This window comes from Bacillus sp. LB7 (assembly GCF_030449715.1).
GTDB classification, from domain to species: Bacteria; Bacillota; Bacilli; order Bacillales; family Bacillaceae; genus Bacillus; species Bacillus paralicheniformis.
This window is the reverse complement of the sequence record NZ_JASGCA010000006.1, coordinates 111,672-134,152: the sequence shown is the minus strand read 5'-3', so window position 1 is coordinate 134,152 and position 22,481 is coordinate 111,672. Positions and strand designations below refer to the sequence as shown.

The 22,481-nt window shown below is 47.9% G+C and carries 19 protein-coding genes; all 19 read left to right on the top strand.

Going from position 1 to position 22,481, the window contains the following annotated elements; all coding sequences use genetic code 11:
* Positions 1–4 precede the first annotated feature (4 nt).
* The 19 genes from QMZ64_RS10410 to QMZ64_RS10320 all read left to right on the top strand — a co-directional run bounded on the left by QMZ64_RS10410 (position 5) and on the right by QMZ64_RS10320 (position 22,376).
* A complete protein-coding gene (locus QMZ64_RS10410) occupies positions 5–808 on the top strand; it encodes a phosphatidate cytidylyltransferase (RefSeq protein ID WP_301441303.1) in 804 nt (267 codons plus the stop codon).
* A gap of 46 nt (positions 809–854) precedes the next feature.
* Positions 855–2,006, top strand: a complete 1,152-nt coding sequence (dxr, locus tag QMZ64_RS10405) for a 1-deoxy-D-xylulose-5-phosphate reductoisomerase (protein WP_301441302.1) — start codon at positions 855–857, stop codon at positions 2,004–2,006.
* 6 nt (positions 2,007–2,012) lie between these two features.
* Entirely contained in the window at positions 2,013–3,278 is a 1,266-nt protein-coding gene (gene rseP, locus QMZ64_RS10400; protein ID WP_095323561.1) for an RIP metalloprotease RseP, read from the top strand.
* Between the two features lie 108 nt (positions 3,279–3,386).
* Complete coding sequence (locus QMZ64_RS10395; RefSeq protein WP_301441301.1) at positions 3,387–5,105, top strand: proline--tRNA ligase; 1,719 nt, start codon at positions 3,387–3,389, stop codon at positions 5,103–5,105.
* 87 nt (positions 5,106–5,192) lie between these two features.
* Complete coding sequence (locus tag QMZ64_RS10390; RefSeq protein ID WP_301441300.1) at positions 5,193–9,509, top strand: PolC-type DNA polymerase III; 4,317 nt, start codon at positions 5,193–5,195, stop codon at positions 9,507–9,509.
* A 359-nt stretch (positions 9,510–9,868) separates the two neighbouring features.
* Complete coding sequence (gene rimP / locus QMZ64_RS10385) at positions 9,869–10,342, top strand: ribosome maturation factor RimP (protein ID WP_265627050.1); 474 nt, start codon at positions 9,869–9,871, stop codon at positions 10,340–10,342.
* A 31-nt stretch (positions 10,343–10,373) separates the two neighbouring features.
* Entirely contained in the window at positions 10,374–11,492 is a 1,119-nt protein-coding gene (nusA, locus tag QMZ64_RS10380; protein ID WP_003181864.1) for a transcription termination factor NusA, read from the top strand.
* Between the two features lie 13 nt (positions 11,493–11,505).
* Positions 11,506–11,781 (top strand): RNase P modulator RnpM, encoded by a 276-nt coding sequence (rnpM, locus tag QMZ64_RS10375; protein ID WP_029327011.1) that lies wholly within the window; start codon positions 11,506–11,508, stop codon positions 11,779–11,781.
* Positions 11,782–12,084, top strand: coding sequence for a YlxQ family RNA-binding protein (locus QMZ64_RS10370; protein WP_301441299.1), 303 nt, complete (start codon positions 11,782–11,784; stop codon positions 12,082–12,084). It abuts the gene before it with no gap.
* A gap of 19 nt (positions 12,085–12,103) precedes the next feature.
* Positions 12,104–14,260: a translation initiation factor IF-2 gene (gene infB, locus QMZ64_RS10365; protein ID WP_243940330.1), complete on the top strand. Its 2,157-nt coding sequence runs from the start codon at positions 12,104–12,106 to the stop codon at positions 14,258–14,260.
* Positions 14,257–14,535 carry a DUF503 domain-containing protein gene (locus QMZ64_RS10360; protein ID WP_020451433.1) on the top strand — a complete coding sequence of 93 codons (279 nt, stop codon included), beginning with the start codon at positions 14,257–14,259 and terminating at the stop codon, positions 14,533–14,535. The genes infB and QMZ64_RS10360 overlap by 4 nt, the downstream gene beginning before the upstream one ends.
* Positions 14,536–14,553: 18 nt before the next feature.
* Positions 14,554–14,907, top strand: a complete 354-nt coding sequence (gene rbfA / locus QMZ64_RS10355) for a 30S ribosome-binding factor RbfA (RefSeq protein WP_154997438.1) — start codon at positions 14,554–14,556, stop codon at positions 14,905–14,907.
* Between the two features lie 71 nt (positions 14,908–14,978).
* The gene (gene truB, locus QMZ64_RS10350) at positions 14,979–15,908 is read left to right on the top strand and encodes a tRNA pseudouridine(55) synthase TruB (protein WP_301441298.1); all 930 of its coding nucleotides are present in this window, start codon (positions 14,979–14,981) and stop codon (positions 15,906–15,908) included.
* 15 nt (positions 15,909–15,923) lie between these two features.
* Complete coding sequence (gene ribF, locus QMZ64_RS10345; protein WP_265627049.1) at positions 15,924–16,883, top strand: bifunctional riboflavin kinase/FAD synthetase; 960 nt, start codon at positions 15,924–15,926, stop codon at positions 16,881–16,883.
* A 184-nt stretch (positions 16,884–17,067) separates the two neighbouring features.
* A complete protein-coding gene (gene rpsO / locus QMZ64_RS10340) occupies positions 17,068–17,337 on the top strand; it encodes a 30S ribosomal protein S15 (RefSeq protein ID WP_003181879.1) in 270 nt (89 codons plus the stop codon).
* A 201-nt stretch (positions 17,338–17,538) separates the two neighbouring features.
* Positions 17,539–19,656, top strand: a complete 2,118-nt coding sequence (gene pnp, locus QMZ64_RS10335; RefSeq protein ID WP_265627048.1) for a polyribonucleotide nucleotidyltransferase — start codon at positions 17,539–17,541, stop codon at positions 19,654–19,656.
* Positions 19,657–19,802: 146 nt separating this feature from the next.
* Positions 19,803–20,765 (top strand): polysaccharide deacetylase family protein, encoded by a 963-nt coding sequence (locus tag QMZ64_RS10330; RefSeq protein ID WP_409365389.1) that lies wholly within the window; start codon positions 19,803–19,805, stop codon positions 20,763–20,765.
* A gap of 36 nt (positions 20,766–20,801) precedes the next feature.
* Complete coding sequence (locus QMZ64_RS10325) at positions 20,802–22,031, top strand: M16 family metallopeptidase (protein ID WP_265627047.1); 1,230 nt, start codon at positions 20,802–20,804, stop codon at positions 22,029–22,031.
* An 84-nt stretch (positions 22,032–22,115) separates the two neighbouring features.
* Positions 22,116–22,376: a YlmC/YmxH family sporulation protein gene (locus tag QMZ64_RS10320; protein WP_003181887.1), complete on the top strand. Its 261-nt coding sequence runs from the start codon at positions 22,116–22,118 to the stop codon at positions 22,374–22,376.
* Positions 22,377–22,481: the final 105 nt, after the last annotated feature.

Genomic DNA, 22,481 nt, shown 5'->3' with positions numbered 1-22,481 from the left:
GCAGATGAAACAGAGAATATTGACGGGTGTGATCGCGGCAGCGGTTTTTCTGCCGCTCGTGATTTTCGGTAAGCTGCCGTTCACCCTGCTAGTTTATGCAATAGGTATACTCGCTCTATATGAACTTTTAAGAATGAAAGGCCTGAAGCTCATCAGCGCTCCGGGTATCATCAGCCTGCTGCTTTTGGCGGTTTTGCTGTATCCAAGCCAGTATGCGGAAGCCGCGGGGCTGGGCATTACCAAAGGGGAGGTCGTCTTTTTGGCCGTCCTTTTGCTTTTGGCATACACGGTGCTCAGCAAAAACTCGTTTACTTTTGACGAAGCGGCATTCGTGGCGCTGACAGCCATTTATATCGGATTCGGGTTTTATTACTTTATTGAAATCAGAAACATCGGACTCAGCTATGTCTTTTTTGCAATCGGCGTCGTCTGGTCAACGGATTCCGGCGCTTATTTTATCGGAAAGGCGTTTGGAAAGCGGAAGCTCTGGCCTGAAATCAGCCCTAACAAAACGGTTGAAGGCTTTTGGGGCGGAATTTTGACAGCGGTCGTTTTTTCCACGATTTATCAGGCCGCCACAGGTTTTCCGCACGCTTATCTGTTTGTGCTGATCATTACCGTGCTTTTGTCAATCGTCGGTCAGATCGGCGATTTGGCCGAGTCTGCGTTCAAAAGGCATTACCAGGTGAAAGACTCGGGCAGGATCCTCCCGGGACACGGCGGAATGCTGGACCGCTTTGACAGCTTTTTATTTGTCATGCCGGTTCTGTACTTCCTGCTTGTTCTTTTTCAGCCGTTCGGGCTATGATAGAAAAGGGTACTGATAGCTAGAAAGAAACAGAGGTGCGGCAATTTTGAAGAACATATGTCTATTGGGAGCGACAGGCTCCATAGGAGAACAGACGCTTGATGTCATCAAAGCGCATGACGATAAGTTTCAGCTGACCGCCATGTCTTTCGGAAAAAACGCCGAAAAAGCGGCAGAAATCATTGAAACATTTAAACCGAAGTATGTATCCGTAGGGGATGAGCATACATATGAAGCATTAAAACAGCATTCTTTTTCTTACACCTTTAAAACAGGGATCGGGGAGGAATCTTTAATCGAAGCGGCCGTTAGTCCGGAAGCGGATGTCGTCGTCAACGCTCTCGTCGGCAGCGTCGGCCTTCTGCCGACTTTAAAGGCGATGGAGCATAAAAAAACAGTCGCGCTTGCAAATAAGGAAACTCTCGTGACAGCCGGTCATATAGTGAAAGAACACGCCCAAACATACGATGTCCCGCTCTTGCCCGTCGACAGCGAGCATTCCGCGATTTTTCAGGCGCTCCAAGGGGAAAATCCGAAGCATATGAAACGGCTGATCATCACGGCTTCAGGCGGCAGCTTCAGGGACAGAACAAGGCAGGAACTTGAAGGCGTCACAGTGGAAGAAGCCCTCAATCATCCAAATTGGTCGATGGGTGCAAAAATCACGATCGATTCGGCTACAATGATGAATAAAGGGCTCGAGGTCATTGAAGCGCACTGGCTGTTTGATGTGCCTTATGACCGGATCGATGTCCTCCTTCACAAAGAAAGCATCATTCATTCAATGGTGGAATTCCACGACCGAAGCATCATCGCCCAGCTTGGCACACCTGATATGAGAGTGCCGATTCAATATGCGCTCAGCTATCCGGAACGCCTGCCGTTTGATGAAGCCAAATCACTCGAACTCTGGGAAGTCGGACAGCTGAATTTTGCCCAAGCTGATTTTGAAAGGTTCCGCTGCTTACAATTCGCTTATGAATCAGGTAAAATAGGCGGTACAATGCCGACTGTTTTAAACGCGGCCAACGAGGAAGCCGTTGCGGCATTTCTTTCAGGCAGGATTTCCTTTCTCGGGATTGAAGACATCATTGAAAAAGCTTTGGAACGCCATCAGGTGATCGCAAAGCCGAGCCTTCAAGAGATCCGTGAAGTGGACAAAGACGCCAGAAAGTTTGTCCAAACATTACTCACATAAGGTGGTATGTTCGTGAATACTGTGATCGCGTTTATTCTTATTTTTGGAACGCTCGTATTTTTCCATGAGCTTGGTCATCTCATCCTTGCTCAAAGAGCCGGAATACTGTGCCGAGAGTTTGCTATCGGCTTCGGTCCGAAAATCTTTTCGTTTAAGAAAAATGAGACCGTTTATACGATCAGGCTTCTTCCGATCGGCGGCTTTGTCAGAATGGCCGGTGAAGATCCTGAGATGATTGAAGTGAAGCCCGGTTATACGGTCGGGCTGTTGTTCGACAGCGAAAACAAAGTCGAAAAGATCATTATCAACCAAAAAGAAAAATATCCTGACGCATTGGTCATCGAAGTGGAGCAGGCTGATCTGGAGCACCAGATGAGGATTACGGGCTATGAGCACGGCAATGAAGATCATCTCTCTTCCTTTTCTGTCAGTGAAACGTCCTTTTTCATCGTAGACGGGGAAGAAGTCCAGATCGCTCCTTACAACCGCCAATTCCATTCAAAAACGGTTTGGCAGCGTATAAAGGCGATTGCGGCCGGCCCGATCATGAACTTTATTTTGGCTTATGTCATTCTCGTCATGCTCGGCCTGATGCAGGGAGTGCCGTCTGACGAGCCGGTGCTCGGCAAGTTGATAGACAACGGACGGGCGGCGGAAGCGGGGCTCCAGGAAGGAGACCGCATTCAAACGATTAACGGCGAGAACATGAGATCGTGGACGGATATTGTCAACACGGTCAGGGAACACCCTGAAAAAGAACTGAAAATCGTTGTGATGCGTGACAACGTTAAGGTGACGAAATATGTAACACCTGAAGCGGTCAAGGCAGGGGATGAAACCGTCGGCAGATTCGGCGCTTACAACCCGGTGAAAACAGGAATCCTGACATCGATTTCCTACGGTGCGACCGAAACGGCGACAGTGGCGCAGAGCATTGTGACCAATCTGGGAAAGCTCGTCACGGGACAATTCTCAATCGACATGCTGGCCGGTCCTGTCGGCATTTATGACATGACAGACCAAGTGGCCAAGACAGGCGTTATCAACCTGCTGAAGCTTGCCGCATTTTTAAGCATCAACCTCGGGATCGTCAACCTTCTGCCAATCCCTGCGCTGGACGGCGGCAGACTGTTGTTCCTGTTTATTGAAGCGATCCGCGGAAAGCCGATCAACCGAGAGAAAGAAGCGTTTGTCGTCTTTGTCGGCGTCGCATTTTTGATGCTCTTAATGCTTGTCGTCACATGGAACGATATCCAGCGCTTATTTCTGTAAAACCAATTGCCTTTTTTAAGTGCAGCCAAGCCTTTTAAAAGGCTCTTTTTTAGGGACGCTGTTCCCGACTCAAAAAGTAACCAACTGAAACAAATGAGGTGCGAACGAATGAGACAGAGCAGGACTTTAATTCCTACGCTCCGCGAAGTGCCGGCTGATGCTGAAGCGAAAAGCCATCAGCTTCTTCTCAGAGCGGGGTTTATCAGACAAAACACAAGCGGTGTATACAGCTATATGCCTCTTGCCAATAAAGTCATTCACAAAATCCAGAGCATTGTCCGCGAAGAAATGGAGAAAATCAATGCCGTCGAAATGCTGATGCCGGCGCTCCAGCAGGCGGAAACTTGGCAGGAATCGGGAAGATGGTACACGTACGGTCCTGAGCTCATGAGGCTGAAAGACCGCCACGGCCGCGAATTTGCCCTTGGCGCGACACACGAAGAGGTCATCACAAGCATCGTCAGAGATGAAGTGAAATCGTACAAGCGCCTTCCGCTGACCCTTTACCAGATCCAATCTAAATTCCGCGATGAAAAGCGCCCGCGCTTCGGTCTGTTGAGAGGCCGCGAATTCATCATGAAGGATGCGTATTCCTTCCATTCTTCCGCCGAAAGCCTTGATGAAACGTACAATGATATGTACCAGGCGTATACGAATGTGTTTACGCGCTGCGGCTTGAATTTCAGACCGGTCATTGCAGATTCAGGTGCGATGGGCGGTAAGGATACCCATGAATTTATGGCATTGTCTGATGTCGGTGAAGATACAATTGCGTACTCTGATCAGTCTTCATACGCTGCCAACATCGAAATGGCTGAAGTAAAGGAAGCCGCTGCTGGCGAGCAGGCTGAAATGAAAGAGCTCCAGGAAGTCCACACACCTTCGGTCAAAACGATCGAAGAAGTTGCCGCATTTCTTGGCATATCCCCGTCAGACTGCATGAAATCAATGCTCATGAAAGCAGACGGACGTTTTGTCCTCGTGTTGACGAGAGGGGATCATGAAGTCAACGATATTAAGGTGAAGAACCTGCTCCAAGCAGAAACGATCGAATTCGCGAGCGCCGAAGAGGTTGCTGAGATAACGGGTACTGAGCCCGGCTTTGTCGGACCGGTGGGGCTCGACCGTGAAATCGAAATCTTTGCAGACTTTGCTGTGAAGGCGATGGCAAACGCAGCGGCAGGAGCGAATAAAACAGATTACCATTATCAAAACGTCAATATCAGCCGGGATGCGCACAATGTGACATTCGCAGATCTCCGCTTTATCCAGGAAGGAGACCCTTCACCGGATGGAAACGGAACGATCCGTTTTGCAAAAGGTATCGAAGTCGGACAAGTTTTTAAACTCGGCACCCGCTATTCTGAAGCGATGGACGCAACATACCTTGACGAAAACGGACGCGCTCAGCCGATGCTGATGGGCTGCTATGGAATCGGGATTTCCCGGACGCTTTCGGCCATCGTTGAGCAGCATCATGACGATAAAGGCTTGATCTGGCCGCTGGAAGTGACGCCGTATGACCTGCACATCCTCGCGCTTAACATGAAAAATGACGCGCAGGTTCAGCTTGCCGAAAAGCTGTATGAAGAATTTAAAGCGAACGGCTATGACGTACTGTTTGATGACCGTGCCGAACGGGCCGGCGTTAAATTTGCAGATTCCGATTTGATCGGTCTGCCGATCCGCATCACGGTCGGAAAAAGAGCTGATGAAGGCGTTGTCGAAGTGAAGATCCGCAAAACCGGAGAATCCTTTGAAGTCGCCGCTGAAGAGCTTTTGGACTTTGTCGAAAAACAAGTCAAGAGCTTATCTTCTCACGCTTAAACATGGTAAACTAGAGTAAAGGAAGGTACCTCGGGAATCGCCCCAAGGTACCTTCAATTATGATTTTCTTTTAGGGAGGAATCTGTCTTGGAAGACCAGCTTTCTGTCAACAGAAGACAGTTTCAAATTCTTCTGCAGCAGCTGAATGTAACGGAAGATACGATGATCCGCCACCTTGAAGGCGGACAAATCATAAAGCTGACCGTTCATAAAAACAAGAAGACATGGCACTTTCACTTTAAATTGAAAAATGTCCTGCCTTATCAAGTCTTCGAACGGTTTCACACCCAGCTGACCCGCACCTTTTCCCATATCGCTCAGGTCACCTGTTCCATCGAGGCGGAAAACCCTTCGATTGACGAGCAGCTAGTTCAGGATTACTGGACGCGCTGCATCCAGGAACTCGACGGTATTTCCCCGCCGATTTTGACGCTTTTGAACGACCAAAAGCCAAAGCTTATGGGGAACAAAATCCTGCTTAAAACGAAAACAGATACAGAAGCATCCGCTTTAAAAAAGAAATACAGCTCGCTCATCCAGTCAAGCTACCGCACATTCGGCTTTCCTGAGCTTCAGCTGGACACAGAAATTTTTGTATCAGATCAAGAGATTCAGAAATTCAGAGAGCAAAAAATGGCCGAAGATCAAGAGAGAGCCCTTCAGGCTTTAATCGAAATGGAGAAGCAGGATAAGGAAGCACAAGACGATGAAGCGCCGGCAGGCCCTCTTCAGATCGGCTACCAGATTAAAGACTCTGAAGAAATCAGAACGCTTGACAGCATCATGGATGAAGAGCGGAGAATTACGGTGCAAGGCTATGTATTCGACGCTGAAACAAGAGAGCTGAAAAGCGGCAGAACGCTTTGCATCTTTAAAATAACCGACTATACAAACAGCATTCTCGTCAAAATGTTCGCCCGCGAAAAAGAAGACGCTGTATTGATGAAGTCCCTGAAAAAAGGGATGTGGGTCAAGGCGAGAGGAAGCATACAAAACGATACATTCGTCCGCGATTTGGTGATGATCGCCAACGATGTCAATGAAATCAAAGCGAAAACCCGTGAGGATACAGCGCCAGAGGACGAAAAACGAGTCGAGCTCCACCTCCATTCACCAATGAGCCAGATGGATGCCGTATCAAGCATCGGCAAGCTTGTCGAACAGGCGAAAAAATGGGGGCACCCGGCTATCGCGCTCACTGACCATGCCGTAGTCCAATCGTTTCCGGATGCATTCGCGGCAAGCAAAAAGCATGGCGTGAAAATGATCTACGGACTTGAAGCCAACCTCGTCGACGACGGCGTGCCTATTGCCTACAATCCGGTGCACCGTCTGCTTGAAGAGGAAACATATGTCGTGTTCGACGTCGAGACGACGGGGCTGTCTGCCGTCTATGATACAATCATCGAGCTGGCCGCCGTAAAAGTAAAAGGCGGGGAAATCATCGAACGCTTTGAAAGGTTTGCCAACCCGCATCGCCCTTTATCGGCTACGATCATCGAGCTGACGGGGATTACCGATGATATGCTGAAAGATGCGCCTGAAGTCGAAGAGGTCATCCGCGATTTTAAAGAATGGGTCGGTGATCACACGCTTGTCGCTCACAATGCAAGCTTTGACATCGGCTTCATCAATGTCGCCTATAAGCGCCTGCTGAATTCGGAGAAAGTGCAGAACCCGGTCATTGACACGCTTGAGCTGGGCCGTTTTCTTTATCCGGAATTCAAAAACCACAGGCTGAATACGCTTTGTAAAAAGTTTGACATCGAGCTCACCCAGCATCACAGGGCGATTTATGATACCGAAGCGACGGGTTATCTCCTTGTGAAAATGCTGAAAGATGCGGCCGAAAAAAATATCCTGTACCACGATCAGCTGAATGAAAATATGGGGCAGTCCAATGCCTATCAGCGTTCAAGGCCATATCACGCGACACTTTTGGCGGTTAATGAGACAGGCTTGAAAAACCTTTTCAAACTTGTTTCGCTGTCGCATATCCATTATTTTTACAGGGTGCCGAGGATCCCAAGGTCACAGCTTGAAAAGTACAGAGAAGGGCTTTTAATCGGTTCGGCGTGCGACAAAGGCGAAGTATTTGAAGGCATGATGCAGAAATCGCCGGAAGAAGTTGAAGACATCGCTTCATTTTATGACTACCTTGAAGTCATGCCGCCTGAAGTCTACCGGCACCTGCTTCAGCTCGAACTCGTCAGGGATGAAAAAGCGTTAAAAGAAATCATCGCCAACATCACAAAGGTCGGCGAGAAGCTGAATATCCCAGTAGTAGCAACTGGAAATGTCCATTATCTGAACCCTGAGGACAAAATTTACCGGAAGATTCTAGTTTCCTCGCAAGGCGGCGCAAATCCGCTCAACAGGCACGAGCTGCCGAACGTTCATTTCCGTTCGACGGATGAAATGCTTGAGGCCTTTTCATTTTTGGGTGAGGAAAAAGCGAAAGAAATCGTTGTCAAGAACACCCGCATGATCAGCGAGCGAATCGAAGAAATCAAGCCGATCAAAGACGATCTTTACACACCGAAGATCGAAGGCGCAGATGACGAAATCCGCCGCATGAGCTATGAGAAAGCAAGAAGCATTTACGGCGAGGACCTGCCCGAAATCGTCGAAAAACGGATCGAAAAAGAGCTGAAAAGCATAATCGGCCACGGATTCGCCGTCATCTATCTGATCTCTCATAAGCTTGTAAAACGCTCCCTTGATGACGGCTATCTCGTCGGTTCGAGGGGATCGGTCGGTTCTTCCCTTGTCGCAACATTGACGGAAATTACCGAGGTCAACCCGCTGCCGCCGCATTACGTCTGTCCGGATTGCCGCCATTCCGAGTTTTTCAACGACGGATCGGTCGGTTCGGGATTTGATTTGCCTGACAAAGACTGTCCGAAGTGCGGAGCGGCCTACAGAAAAGACGGCCACGACATTCCGTTCGAGACGTTTCTGGGGTTTAAAGGGGACAAGGTTCCTGATATCGACTTGAACTTCTCGGGCGAATACCAGCCGCATGCCCACAACTATACGAAAGTCCTGTTCGGAGAGGATAACGTCTACCGTGCGGGAACGATCGGAACAGTCGCCGAAAAAACGGCTTACGGGTATGTCAAAGGGTATGCAAACGACAACAATTTGCATATGCGCGGGGCGGAAATCGACCGACTTGTCCAAGGCTGTACAGGCGTCAAGCGGACGACAGGGCAGCACCCGGGCGGAATTATCGTTGTGCCGGATTATATGGATATTTACGACTTTTCACCAATCCAGTTTCCGGCGGATGCCACAGATTCCGAATGGAAGACGACGCATTTTGACTTCCATTCCATCCATGACAACCTTCTGAAGCTTGATATTCTTGGACACGATGATCCGACGGTCATCCGTATGCTCCAGGATCTGAGCGGGATTGATCCGAAAACGATTCCGACCGATGATCCTGAAGTGATGAAAATTTTCCAAGGGACAGAGTCTTTAGGGGTAACCGAGGAACAGATCGGCTGTAAAACCGGTACACTCGGCATCCCTGAATTCGGAACCCGCTTTGTCAGACAGATGCTCGAAGACACCAAGCCGACGACATTTTCCGAGCTCGTTCAGATTTCCGGCCTGTCACACGGCACGGACGTATGGCTCGGCAACGCGCAGGAGCTGATTCACAACAATATTTGTGAACTGAGCGAAGTAATCGGCTGCCGTGATGACATTATGGTGTACTTAATCTACCAGGGGCTTGAGCCATCCCTCGCCTTTAAGATTATGGAATTTGTCCGTAAAGGTAAGGGATTGACACCTGAGTGGGAAGAAGAAATGAAGAATAATAATGTTCCGGACTGGTATATCGATTCCTGTAAAAAAATCAAATACATGTTCCCGAAAGCCCACGCTGCGGCATATGTTTTGATGGCGGTCAGAATCGCTTATTTTAAAGTCCATCATCCGCTGCTCTACTACGCAGCATACTTTACGGTGCGGGCCGACGACTTTGACATCGAAACGATGATCAAAGGGTCGACAGCGATCAGAGCCGTCATGGATGACATCAACTCTAAAGGCCTTGACGCTTCTCCGAAAGAGAAAAGTTTGCTCACGGTGCTTGAGCTGGCGCTTGAAATGTGCGAAAGGGGCTTCTCTTTCCAAAAAGTCGACTTATACAGATCGAGCGCTTCCGAATTCATCATTGACGGAAACAGCTTGATTCCGCCGTTTAATTCAATACCGGGGCTTGGAACAAACGCCGCCTTGAATATTGTCAAAGCGAGGGGAGAAGGCGAATTTCTTTCCAAAGAAGATTTGCAAAAAAGAGGCAAGGTGTCAAAAACGATCATGGAATACTTGGAGCGCCACGGCTGTCTCGAGTCGCTTCCAGATCAGAACCAGCTGTCATTATTCTAATTCTAAAGCTGCCTGCTCAAGCAGGCAGCTGATTTTGGCAGGAATCATCGCCGGCTTTCGAATCGTATACCTGCTGCTCATACAAAAAACCGGATGACGAAATATCAACCGGGTCTCAGCCAGGTTTGCAAAAAGCTTGAACTAACGCTGTCATGATTTGCAATAAAAATATGGTTATGGTATAGTTTTATTGGAAATGCTAACGATAGCCGAGGCGAAGAGTGGGGAAACCCGCTCTTTTGTATTGAACAGGCAATTTTGTCTCGACATGTTCATCGTTTTTTCTAAAATCCCCTGCTTTTGAAGCAGGGTTTTTACGAGGGAACCGATGAATGGGAGCCTGCACAAGGAGGAAAAGTATGAGTAACAAAGTGATCGATACCGTCAGCGAAATGGTCCAGCCTATACTAGACAAACTTCAGCTTGAGCTCGTTGACATCGAATTTGTCAAGGAAGGTCCGAGCTGGTTTCTTCGCGTGTTTATTGATTCAGATGACGGCGTGGACATCGAGGAATGTGCCAAGGTTAGCGAAGCTCTTAGTGAAAAGCTCGACGAGGCTGATCCGATCAAGCAAAACTATTTTCTTGAAGTATCGTCACCTGGAGCTGAGAGGCCTTTAAAGAAAGAAGCCGATTTCATGAAAGCGCTCGGAAAAAACGTATATATTAAAACGTACGAACCTATTGAAGGCAATAAAGAGTTTGAAGGCGAGCTTTCCGCATTTGACGGTGAAAACGTGGAAGTCGCGGTGATGATCAAAACGCGCCGGAAAACGATCAATATTCCATATGATAAAGTAGCCAAAGCAAGGCTGGCTGTTTCGTTCAATTAATTTTTGACTGTTTAAGGGGGAAACCATAAACATGAGTAGTGAGTTGTTAGATGCCCTGACTGTTCTTGAAAAAGAAAAGGGAATCAGTAAGGACATTATTATTGAAGCAATTGAAGCTGCGCTCATTTCCGCTTATAAGCGGAACTTCAACCAGGCGCAGAACGTCAGGGTAGATTTAAATCGCGACACCGGTTCAATCCGCGTTTTCGCCCGTAAAGATGTCGTGGATGAAGTGTATGATCCTCGCCTTGAAATCTCGATTGAAGATGCCGTAAACATCAATCCGAACTACATTGTCGGAGATGTCGTGGAAATCGAAGTGACGCCGAAGGATTTCGGCCGCATCGCTGCCCAGACGGCAAAGCAGGTCGTGACTCAGCGCGTCCGCGAAGCGGAGCGCGGCGTCATCTATTCCGAATTCATCGATCGCGAAGAAGATATCATGACAGGCATCGTTCAGCGGATCGACAATAAGTTCATCTATGTTTCTTTAGGAAAAATCGAGGCGCTTCTGCCGGTTGCAGAACAGATGCCGAATGAAGTCTACAAGCCTCATGACCGGATCAAAGTGTTCATTACAAAAGTCGAAAAAACGACGAAGGGTCCGCAGATTTACGTTTCAAGAACTCATCCAGGTTTATTAAAACGGCTCTTTGAAATCGAAGTCCCGGAAATTTACGATGGAACGGTCGAGCTCAAATCCGTGGCGCGAGAAGCGGGAGACCGCTCGAAGATTTCCGTCCGCACGGATAATCCCGACATCGATCCCGTCGGCGCCTGCGTCGGACCGAAGGGTCAGCGTGTTCAGGCGATCGTCAATGAATTGAAAGGCGAGAAAATTGACATTGTTCACTGGTCAAACGATCCGGTTGAATTCGTCGCCAATGCGCTGAGCCCTTCAAAAGTGCTCGACGTCATCGTCAATGAAGAGGATAAGGCGACAACGGTTGTCGTTCCTGACTACCAGCTGTCGCTCGCCATCGGAAAAAGAGGTCAAAACGCCCGCCTGGCAGCCAAGCTGACAAGCTGGAAGATCGATATTAAAAGCGAAACAGATGCAAGAGAGCTTGGAATTTATCCAAGGGAGCTTGAAGAAGAGGAGCCGGAAGAGCTTTTCTTGGAAAGCGAAACTCCAGAATCGGATGAATAAGAGGTGACCTTTGGTGAAAAGCCGAAAGAAGATCCCGCTTAGAAAATGCGTCGTAACAGGGGAAATGAAGCCTAAAAAGGAGCTCATCCGCGTCGTCCGTTCGAAGGAAGGGGAAGTTTCCGTAGACCCGACCGGTAAGAAGAACGGCCGGGGAGCCTACCTTACACTTGATAAAGACGTCATTTTAACTGCAAAAAAGAAAAACAGCTTAGCAAATCAGCTTCAAGCACAGATTGATGATCAGATTTTTGATGAACTGCTGGAACTGGCGGAAAAGGAGAACAGATAAATGCCGGAATCAGAATGGTTTTCCTTGCTGGGTCTGGCGAATCGAGCTCGAAAGGTCGTGTCCGGAGAAGACCTGGTTGTGAAAGAAATCAGGCATTCGCGCGCAAAGCTTGTTTTGCTTGCAGACGACGCATCGGCTAACACGGAGAAAAAAGTAACCGACAAATGCAGGCACTACGATGTACCGGTGAAAAAAGTCGGTGATCGTGTGCTTCTGGGCCGTTCAATCGGCAAAGAATCCCGTGTGGTTGTTGCTGTCACTGATCAAGGTTTTGCGAATACGTTGCTCCGAAAGCTCGATTAATTTTTTTGGGGGTGAACGAATGGCTAAAATGAGAGTTTATGAATATGCAAAAGCCATAAATGTTTCAAGTAAGGATATTATCGCGGCATTGAAAGATATGAATATCGAAGTCAATAACCATATGGCGATGATCGAGGAAAATGCGATCAAACAGCTCGATCAAAAATTCAAGAAGGGCGCTAAACCTGCGGGAAATAAAAAGGATGCCGGTACAGGCGGACAAAAGCCGCAGCAAGAAGCCGCAAAACAGAATGCCGGAAGTAAGCCAAACAAAAATCGAGACGGAAAGAAGAATAACGTGCAGAATACTCAATTTAACAATAAAAACAAGAAGAAAAACAACAACAACAATAACAAAAAGAACAAGCGCGGTAAAAATCATCAATCTCCGCATGAGAAGCAGTTCAAGCCGAAAAAAGAACTGCCTGAAAAAATCGAATTTACCAACTCAATGTCGGTCGGGCAGCTTGCTGAAGAGCTCGGAAAAGAACCGTCAGAAATCATTAAAAAATTGATGCTTCTCGGCACTATGGCAACGATCAACCAAGATCTTGACAAAGATACCGTTGAGCTGATCGCTTCAGAATACGGCGTCGAAGTCGAAGAAGTGATCGTCCTTGAAGAAACCGAGTTTGAAAAATACGAAGAGCCGGATCAAGAAGAAGACCTCGAAATCCGTCCTCCTGTCGTAACAATCATGGGTCACGTCGACCACGGAAAAACAACGCTTCTCGACAGCATCAGAAAAACGAAGGTCGTCGAAGGCGAAGCCGGAGGCATCACACAGCACATTGGCGCTTATCAGATCGAGGAAAACGGCAAAAAGATCACCTTCCTTGACACTCCGGGCCACGCCGCATTCACAACGATGCGCGCACGCGGTGCGGAAGTTACGGATATTACGATTCTCGTCGTAGCTGCAGATGACGGGGTCATGCCGCAGACGGTCGAAGCGATCAACCATGCGAAAGCGGCTGAAGTGCCGATCATCGTCGCTGTCAACAAAATCGACAAACCGACGGCAAACCCTGACCGGGTGATGCAGGAGCTGACAGAGCACGGTCTTGTTCCTGAAGCATGGGGAGGCGAGACGATTTTCGTTCCTCTTTCCGCACTGTCAGGAGAGGGAATCGATGAGCTGATCGAAATGATCCTGCTTGTCAGCGAGGTCGAGGAGCTCAAAGCGAATCCGAACCGCAGAGCAAAAGGAACGGTCATCGAAGCCGAGCTTGATAAAGGAAAAGGTTCTGTCGCAACACTGCTCGTTCAAAACGGAACGCTTCACGTCGGAGATCCGATCGTCGTCGGGAACACATTCGGCCGCGTTCGCGCGATGGTCAATGATGTCGGCAGACGCGTTAAATCGGCGGGGCCGTCAACACCTGTTGAAATCACCGGGTTGAACGAAGTTCCGAACGCAGGGGATCAGTTCCTTGTGTTCAAAGACGAAAAAACAGCCCGTTCAGTCGGCGAAGCGCGCGCTTCCAAACAGCTTGAAGAACAGCGCAGCGATAAAGCGAAGCTCAGCCTTGATGACTTGTTTGAACAGATTAAACAAGGCGATGTCAAAGACATTAATCTCGTTGTCAAAGCCGATGTGCAAGGCTCTGCTGAAGCTCTCGTTGCAGCGCTGCAAAAAATAGAAGTCGAAGGCGTCAGAGTCAAAATCATCCACACAGGCGTAGGTGCGATTACCGAATCAGACATTATTTTAGCTTCTGCATCAAATGCAATCGTGATCGGGTTTAATGTCAGACCTGACGGAAATGCTAAGAGTACCGCCGAAGCCGAAAATGTGGATATCCGCCTTCACCGCATCATTTATAAAGTCATCGATGAGATCGAAGCAGCCATGAAAGGCATGCTTGATCCTGAGTATGAAGAAAAAGTGATCGGCATGGTTGAAGTCCGTCAAACATTCAAAGTCTCTAAAATCGGAACGATTGCCGGAGGCTATGTAACGGAAGGTACGATCACACGTGACAGCGGAATCCGCTTGATCCGCGACGGCGTCGTCATCTATGAAGGGGAAGTCGATGTGCTGAAACGCTTTAAAGATGATGTAAAAGAAGTTTCACAAGGATATGAATGTGGTATCACCATTAAGAAATACAACGACATACGTGAAGGCGATATGATCGAAGCGTATGTTATGCAAGAAATTGAAAGAAAGTGATCGGTTTCGTTGAATGCGAATGCATCATTTACGATGCATCATCACTCAAGGAAAAACGGGCGGTGCTGAAGCGGGTGATCACAAGAATCCGCGCAAAGTTCAACGTTTCTGTTTCAGAAATTGACTACCAGGACACTTGGCAGCGCACAAGCTTTGGTATCGCCGCCGTTTCTTCCTCTCGCGTGCAAACGGAAAAAGAGCTGCAACGGGTTCTGAGCTTTATCGACTCTTTTCCGGAAATTGAACGGACGATCACGAGAACAGAGTGGTTTTAACGTAGAGGTGGTATGGTCATGACGATGAGAGCTACCCGTGTGGGTGAGCAGATGAAAAAAGAACTTGGTGACATTATCGGCAGAAAGCTGAAAGATCCGCGGATCGGATTTTTAACAGTCACTGATGTCAGGGTCTCAGGTGATCTGCAAATTGCCAAAGTGTATATTTCCGTTTTAGGCGATGAAAAGAAACGGGAAGAAACGCTCAAAGGCCTGGCAAAAGCAAAGGGCTTTATTCGTTCCGAACTTGGAAACCGAATCAGGCTTCGCAAAACACCTGAAATCCATTTTGAGTTCGATGAATCGATCGATTACGGAAACCGTATCGAAACATTGATTCACGAGCTGAACGAAAACAAAGAAGAATCATAAGCTGAAAAAGGATAGGCGGGCGACTGCCTGTCCTTTTTAGCTCCAAATGAGAAAGGGGCGAAGAAACACGAATGTATAATGGAGTCCTTCTGTTACATAAACCGGTCGGCATGACTTCGCACGACTGCGTCATGAAGATCCGCAAACTGTTGAAAACAAAAAAGGTCGGCCATACCGGTACACTGGATCCCGAGGTGTCGGGCGTTCTCCCGATCTGCGTCGGGAGGGCAACCAAAATCGTCGAGTATTTGACCGAAAAGTCCAAAACATATGATGCAGAGGTCACGCTTGGCTGTTCCACGGAGACAGAGGATCAGACGGGGGAAGTCACAGAAAAGAAACCCGTCTTAGCGCCGCCTGATGAACAGACCGTGCAGAGCGTCCTGAGATCTCTTGAAGGAACGATTGAGCAGGTTCCGCCGATGTATTCAGCTGTCAAGGTAGGCGGCAAAAAGCTGTATGAATACGCGCGGGCTGGAATCGAGGTTGAACGGCCGAAGCGGACCATTACCATCCATCATATCGAACTGACATCCGAGATCCACCATGAGGGGGATAAAGCCCGCTTCCGGTTTGTTGTGACATGTTCAAAAGGCACATATGTCAGGACCTTGGCGGTAACCATCGGGGAGAAGCTCGGATATCCCGCGCATATGTCCAATCTGGTCAGGACCGCGTCAGGCCCTTTCACCCTTGACGAATGCTTGACCTTTGAAGACGTCGAAGGCTTGATCGCTGACGGAACATTGTCTGAAAAGCTCGTCCCCATCGAACGTGCGCTTGATCATTTGCCGAAATGGATAATTAGTGATACATTAGCTAAGAAAGTGGAAAATGGAGCGGTGCTTGAAACGCCCGGCAGCTTTTCTCATTTAACGAGCGAAGACCGCATTGCGGTCTTTACGGAAGCAGGCCGGTGCACAGCCGTCTATTATCCGCATCCGACCAAAACCGGCCTGTTGAAGCCGGCAAAAGTACTCGTGCAAAAAAGCGAACAATAGAAAAGGTGACCGTTCTTGAAGACGATACATATTTCCCACCCACACGACTTGAAGCGTGAGGATTTTCCGACATCAGTTATGGCATTAGGCTATTTTGACGGTGTTCACCTGGGACATCAGCAAGTGATTCTTACAGCAAAAAACACCGCGGCAAGGGAAGGGGTCAAAACGTCGGTGATGACCTTTCATCCCCACCCTACTGCCGTGCTCAAAAAAGGCCGGGAGCCAAAAGATTTAATCACGCCTTTGCAGGACAAAATCAGCATCATTGAAGATTTAGGGGTCGATTTTTTATACGTTGTCACATTTACCCCTGAATTCGCTTCCTTATCGCCTGAAGAATTTATCGATCAATATATACTCGGCTTTCACGTTACTCATGTTGTCGCCGGATTTGACTTTACCTTCGGGAAATTCGGCAAAGGCACAATGGAAAACTTCCAGGAGTATGCGAAAGGCCGTGTCAAAAGCACGTCTGTCGCAAAATACTCCAATCAGGACCAAAAGGTGAGCTCCACGAGAATCCGCACTGTCCTGGGAGCCGGAGACGTCGAGTACGCCGCTGAACTGCTCGGCAGGCCGTACCATGTGAAAGGCTTTGTGATCCACGGCGATAAAAGGGGCCGAACGATCGGATTTCCGACCGCCAATATCGGCCTTAAAGACACATACATCGTCCCGCCGACAGGTGTGTATGCCGTTAAAGCCGAAATCGGCGGCGCTGTCTACAACGGCGTCTGCAATGTCGGATACAAGCCGACGTTTTACGAAAAACGGCCGGGGCAGCCTTCAATCGAAGTCAACTTATTCGATTTTGACCGTGACATATACGGGTCCGAAATTAAGGTTGAATGGTATAAGCGGCTGAGGAGCGAAAAAAAATTCGGCAGCGTTGACGAGCTTGTCGAACAGATTTCCAGAGACAAAGAAGAAGCGATCCGCTTCTTCAGAGAGCGGAAGCTGGCCGGAATCTAGATGTATGGAAACGGCAATACGCGTCAACAATGGTGATAATAGCTAAACTTCATCATAAGTGGTTGCATTAGGCCCGCATTTCTAGTATCATATTGTCTGTAGCTTTAAAACCGTTCACTTGGCAAATCGAATCACCGGCGTTTGCTAGGTAATCGGGGCTAATATTATATGGAGGTGAAACAGGATGGCAATTACTCAAGAGCGTAAAACACAACTCATCAATGAGTTCAAAACCCACGAATCTGACACGGGATCACCGGAAGTTCAGATCGCTATCCTAACAGATCAAATCAACAACTTGAACGAGCATTTACGCACTCACAAGAAAGACCATCACTCACGTCGCGGTCTTCTTAAAATGGTAGGTAAACGTCGTAATCTTCTTACGTATCTTCGTAACAAAGACGTAACTCGTTACCGTGAGTTGATCAACAAACTAGGATTACGTCGATAATCGTAAAAAGCGGGAGGATTCCCGCTTTTTTATCGTATAAGAACGAATATCCGGCAACTCCAAAACGCGTTGTTCATATAAATGATTTTAAATGACACCGATTCATTCTTTACATAGCACTTTGCCATTGATATGTTCAATTCATTTCGTTCATAATAGGAGTAACCTAAAAACTATCCGAAGAGAGGAGTTCATATAAGAATGGGACAAGAGAAACATGTCTTTTCCATAGATTGGGCAGGCCGCAAGCTGACGGTAGAAACCGGCCAGCTTGCAAAACAAGCAAACGGAGCTGTCATGGTGCGTTATGGAGACACCGCTGTGCTCAGCACCGCAACGGCTTCAAAAGAACCTAAAACCGTAGACTTTTTCCCGTTAACCGTGAATTATGAAGAAAGACTTTACGCCGTCGGAAAGATTCCGGGCGGGTTTATTAAAAGAGAGGGCAGACCGAGCGAAAAAGCAATTCTCGCCAGCCGGTTAATCGACCGGCCGATCCGTCCGCTGTTCGCAGACGGCTTCCGGAATGAAGTTCAAGTCGTCAGCATCGTCATGAGTGTTGACCAGGATTGTTCGTCGGAAATGGCGGCAATGTTCGGATCATCTCTTGCGCTGTCCGTATCGGACATCCCGTTTGAAGGGCCGATCGCCGGAGTGACGGTAGGCCGGGTTGACAACGAATTCATTATCAATCCGACACTTGAACAGCTTGAAAAAAGCGACATTCACCTCGTCGTAGCGGGAACGAAGGATGCGATCAACATGGTTGAAGCAGGAGCGGACGAAGTTCCGGAAGAGATCATGCTTGAAGCGATCATGTTCGGTCACGAGGAGATCAAGCGGCTTATTGCGTTCCAAGAGGAAATCGTCGCCGCTGTCGGGAAAGAAAAATCAGAAATCACCCTGTATGAGATCGATTCCGATCTGAAAGAAAAAGTGCGGGGAATGGCCGAATCAAACCTCTTAAAAGCAATCCAGGTTCATGAAAAGCACGCGCGCGAGGACGCGATCAGCGAAGTGAAGAACGAGGTTTTGGCCAAGTTTGAAGAAGAGGAACACGATGAAGACACGCTGAAACAAGTGAAAGACACTTTGTCGCAGCTTGTTAAAAATGAAGTGCGCCGTCTGATCACGGAGGAAAAAGTTCGTCCTGACGGGCGGGCTGTCGATGAGATCCGCCCGCTTTCTTCAGAAGTCGGACTCCTTCCGAGAACACACGGTTCAGGCCTTTTCACACGGGGTCAGACGCAGGCGCTCAGCATTTGTACGCTCGGTGCGCTTGGCGATGTGCAAATTTTGGATGGTCTCGGTGTTGAGGAATCAAAACGCTTTATGCACCATTACAACTTCCCGCAGTTCAGCGTCGGGGAAACAGGGCCGATGCGCGGACCGGGACGCCGCGAAATCGGGCACGGAGCCCTCGGGGAACGTGCGCTTGAGCCGATTGTTCCGTCTGAAAAAGACTTCCCGTACACGATCCGCCTCGTCTCTGAAGTGCTTGAATCAAACGGATCAACTTCCCAGGCGAGCATTTGTGCAAGCACGCTTGCGATGATGGATGCAGGGGTGCCGATTAAAGCTCCGGTTGCCGGAATCGCAATGGGTCTTGTCAAATCAGGTGACAACTACACGGTCTTAACCGATATTCAAGGTATGGAAGACCATCTCGGAGATATGGACTTTAAAGTTGCGGGAACGTCCAAAGGCGTCACAGCTCTGCAAATGGATATTAAGATTGAAGGCCTATCAAGAGAGATTTTGGAAGAGGCTCTTCAGCAGGCGAAAAAAGGCAGAATGGAAATTCTTGAAAGTATGCTGAGCACATTGGCTGAATCAAGAAAAGAGCTTTCTCCTTATGCGCCGAAAATCTTGACGATGTCGATCAATCCGGATAAAATCCGCGACGTCATCGGACCAAGCGGAAAACAAATCAATAAGATCATTGAAGATACAGGCGTTAAAATCGATATTGAACAAGACGGCACAATCTTCATCTCTTCCACCGATGAAAGCATGAACCAAAAAGCGAAGAAAATCATCGAAGACCTTGTCAGAGAAGTTGAGGTCGGACAGCTTTACTTAGGTAAAGTAAAACGGATTGAAAAATTCGGAGCTTTCGTTGAACTGTTCAGCGGAAAAGACGGTTTGATCCATATTTCAGAGCTTGCGCTCGAACGGGTAGGAAAAGTCGAAGATGTCGTTAAAATCGGCGACGAGCTCCTTGTTAAGGTTACCGAAATCGATAAACAAGGGCGCGTCAACTTATCAAGAAAAGCTGTACTGCGTGAACAGAAGGAAAAAGAAGAACAAAAATCGTAAAAAACGGTGTTTTATCTTGCTTCTGTCTTCGTCTTCAAAGCAAAAGGAAGCCTGGGTAACCCGGCTTCTTTGTTTTAAGCCTTGAAAACGGTCCGGTTCTATCTTGTCCTTTTCTCACATATTTTGTGGGGAAGGGAGGAATACAATTGAAAAGAACGATTGTTCGTGTTTCCGTTTTTTTCTTTCTTTTGCTGATGTCTTATCAGATGATGAACCGTCCGTATTCACAACATTACATAGATGCGATGAAAAAAGACGCGGTCATGGTTGCCGCTCAGAAGGACGAATTGTACCAGGAGCTTTTGCAAAAAGCGCCTGAATATGAAGTAAAGGCCCAGAATGCGAAAATTGATCAAATATGGAAAGCGATGCCCGGCTACAACGGCTTAAAAGTAAACATTGAAAAATCGTACAAAAAAATGAAACGGGCCGGAGCATTTGATGAGAAGCTGCTCGTTTATGATCAAGTGAAACCTGACGTTCATTTAGAATCCTTAAAGCCTGAGCCGATCTACCGCGGACACCCGGATAAACCGATGGTCTCGTTTATTATCAATGTCGCTTGGGGTAATGAATATTTGCAAGAGATGCTTCCCGTTTTAGAAAAGCATCGTGTCACAGCGACCTTTTTTTTGGAGGGCAGATGGGTGAAACATCATCCCGAGCTCGCAAAAGCCATCCAAAACGGCGGGCATGAAATCGGAAACCATTCATACAATCATCCGGATATGAGCAAACTGACGAGAGAACGTATTTCAGAACAGCTGCGGATGACAAATGAACAAATACAGGAAACGCTCGGCGTCAAGCCGAAATGGTTCGCCCCGCCGAGCGGCAGCTTCCGCAAAGAGGTTGTGGATCAGGCTCACAAGATGGGGATGGGAACGATCATGTGGACAGTTGATACGATCGATTGGCAGAAACCGCAGCCGGCCGTCTTACAGCAACGGGTATTAAGCAAAGTACATAACGGCGCCATGATATTAATGCATCCGACAGATCCAACTGCAAAAAGTCTTGCCGTTTTGATACAGAACCTTCATGAAAAAGGCTATCAAATCGGAACTGTCTCACAGCTGATGAATGAAAAAAGGCTTGTTGAAGAATAGGATGTGCGGCCCGTTCTTTGAATAGGAGGAACAAATTTGATTAAACGGTATACTTGTCAAAATGGGGTAAGAATCGTATTCGAAAACAATCCCACTGTCCGGTCTGTGGCCATCGGAGTTTGGATTGGTACCGGATCAAGACATGAAACACCTGAAATTAACGGTATTTCGCACTTTCTTGAGCACATGTTTTTCAAAGGGACTAAAACGCGCACTGCAAGGGACATCGCAGAGTCTTTCGACAGAATCGGCGGACAGGTCAACGCGTTTACCTCAAAGGAATATACGTGCTATTACGCCAAAGTTCTCGATGAGCATGCAAGCTATGCTCTGGAAGTGCTTTCTGACATGTTCTTTCATTCATCATTTGACGAGGAAGAATTGAAAAAAGAAAAAAACGTCGTCTATGAAGAGATTAAAATGTATGAGGACACGCCTGACGACATCGTCCACGATCTCTTGAGCAAAGCGTCATTCGGCAGCCATTCCCTCGGTTATCCGATCCTTGGCACAGAGGAGACGCTAGCTGAATTTGACGGAGATTCGCTCAGAAAATATATGGACGAATATTACACGCCTGACCGCGTCGTCATTTCGATAGCCGGAAATGTGCCGGAAGCTTTTATAAAAGAAGCTGAAAAGCATTTCGGCTCATATGAAGCCAAAGGCAAAAGAACCGGCATGACAAAACCGGATTTTCACACTGAGAAAATGACGCGCAAAAAAGAAACCGAACAGGCTCACCTCTGCCTCGGCTTCAACGGGCTGGAAGCAGGCCACCCGGAAATCTACGATTTGATCGTTCTCAATAATATTTTGGGAGGGAGCATGAGCAGCCGCCTCTTTCAGGATGTCCGGGAAGATAAAGGTCTTGCATATTCCGTGTTCAGCTACCACACTTCCTATGAAGACAGCGGCATGATGACGATCTACGCCGGAACCGGCGCAAATCAGCTTCAGCTTCTGTCAGAAACAATTCATGAAACACTGCGCGTGCTGAAAAGCGACGGAATTACACCGAAAGAGCTTGAAAACAGCAAAGAGCAAATGAAAGGCAGCCTGATGCTCAGTCTCGAAAGCACAAACAGCAAAATGAGCCGCAACGGCAAAAATGAGCTTTTGCTCGGCAAACACCGGACGCTTGATGAAATCATCGAAAAGTTGAATGCCGTCAGCCTCGAGCGAGTGAACAATCTTGCCAACCGGATTTTCACCGATGATTACTCGTCTGCATTGATCAGTCCGTCGGGTGAGCTGCCGAAATAATGCTTCCTTACAACATGCTTGTCTTTTTAGGCAGGCATGTTTTTTGTTATCGGTTCATACATCATAACAAAAGGGGGTTTTTTCATGAGGCTGAGTGAACTTTCGGGAAAAGAAATCGTCGATGTCAAGCGGGCCGAACGGCTCGGCGTACTGGGGCAGACGGATCTTGAGATCAACGAGCAGGATGGACAGATTACCGCTCTTATCATCCCTTCTGTTAAATGGTTCGGACTTGGCAGAAAACAGGGGAATGACATCAAGGTGCCCTGGTCGCAGATTCAAAAAATCGGATCGGATATGATCATTTTGGATGTTCCGGAAAGCAGCGTGACAAAAGAAGAATAAGCAAGGCTGGAAGACCCGCCCGTCCCTTGGGCGGGCTTTTTGTTTTTCTGGATTTCAATTCACCGCTATTTCCTTTTTGTCATATGATGAAATTAGCTTATGAAT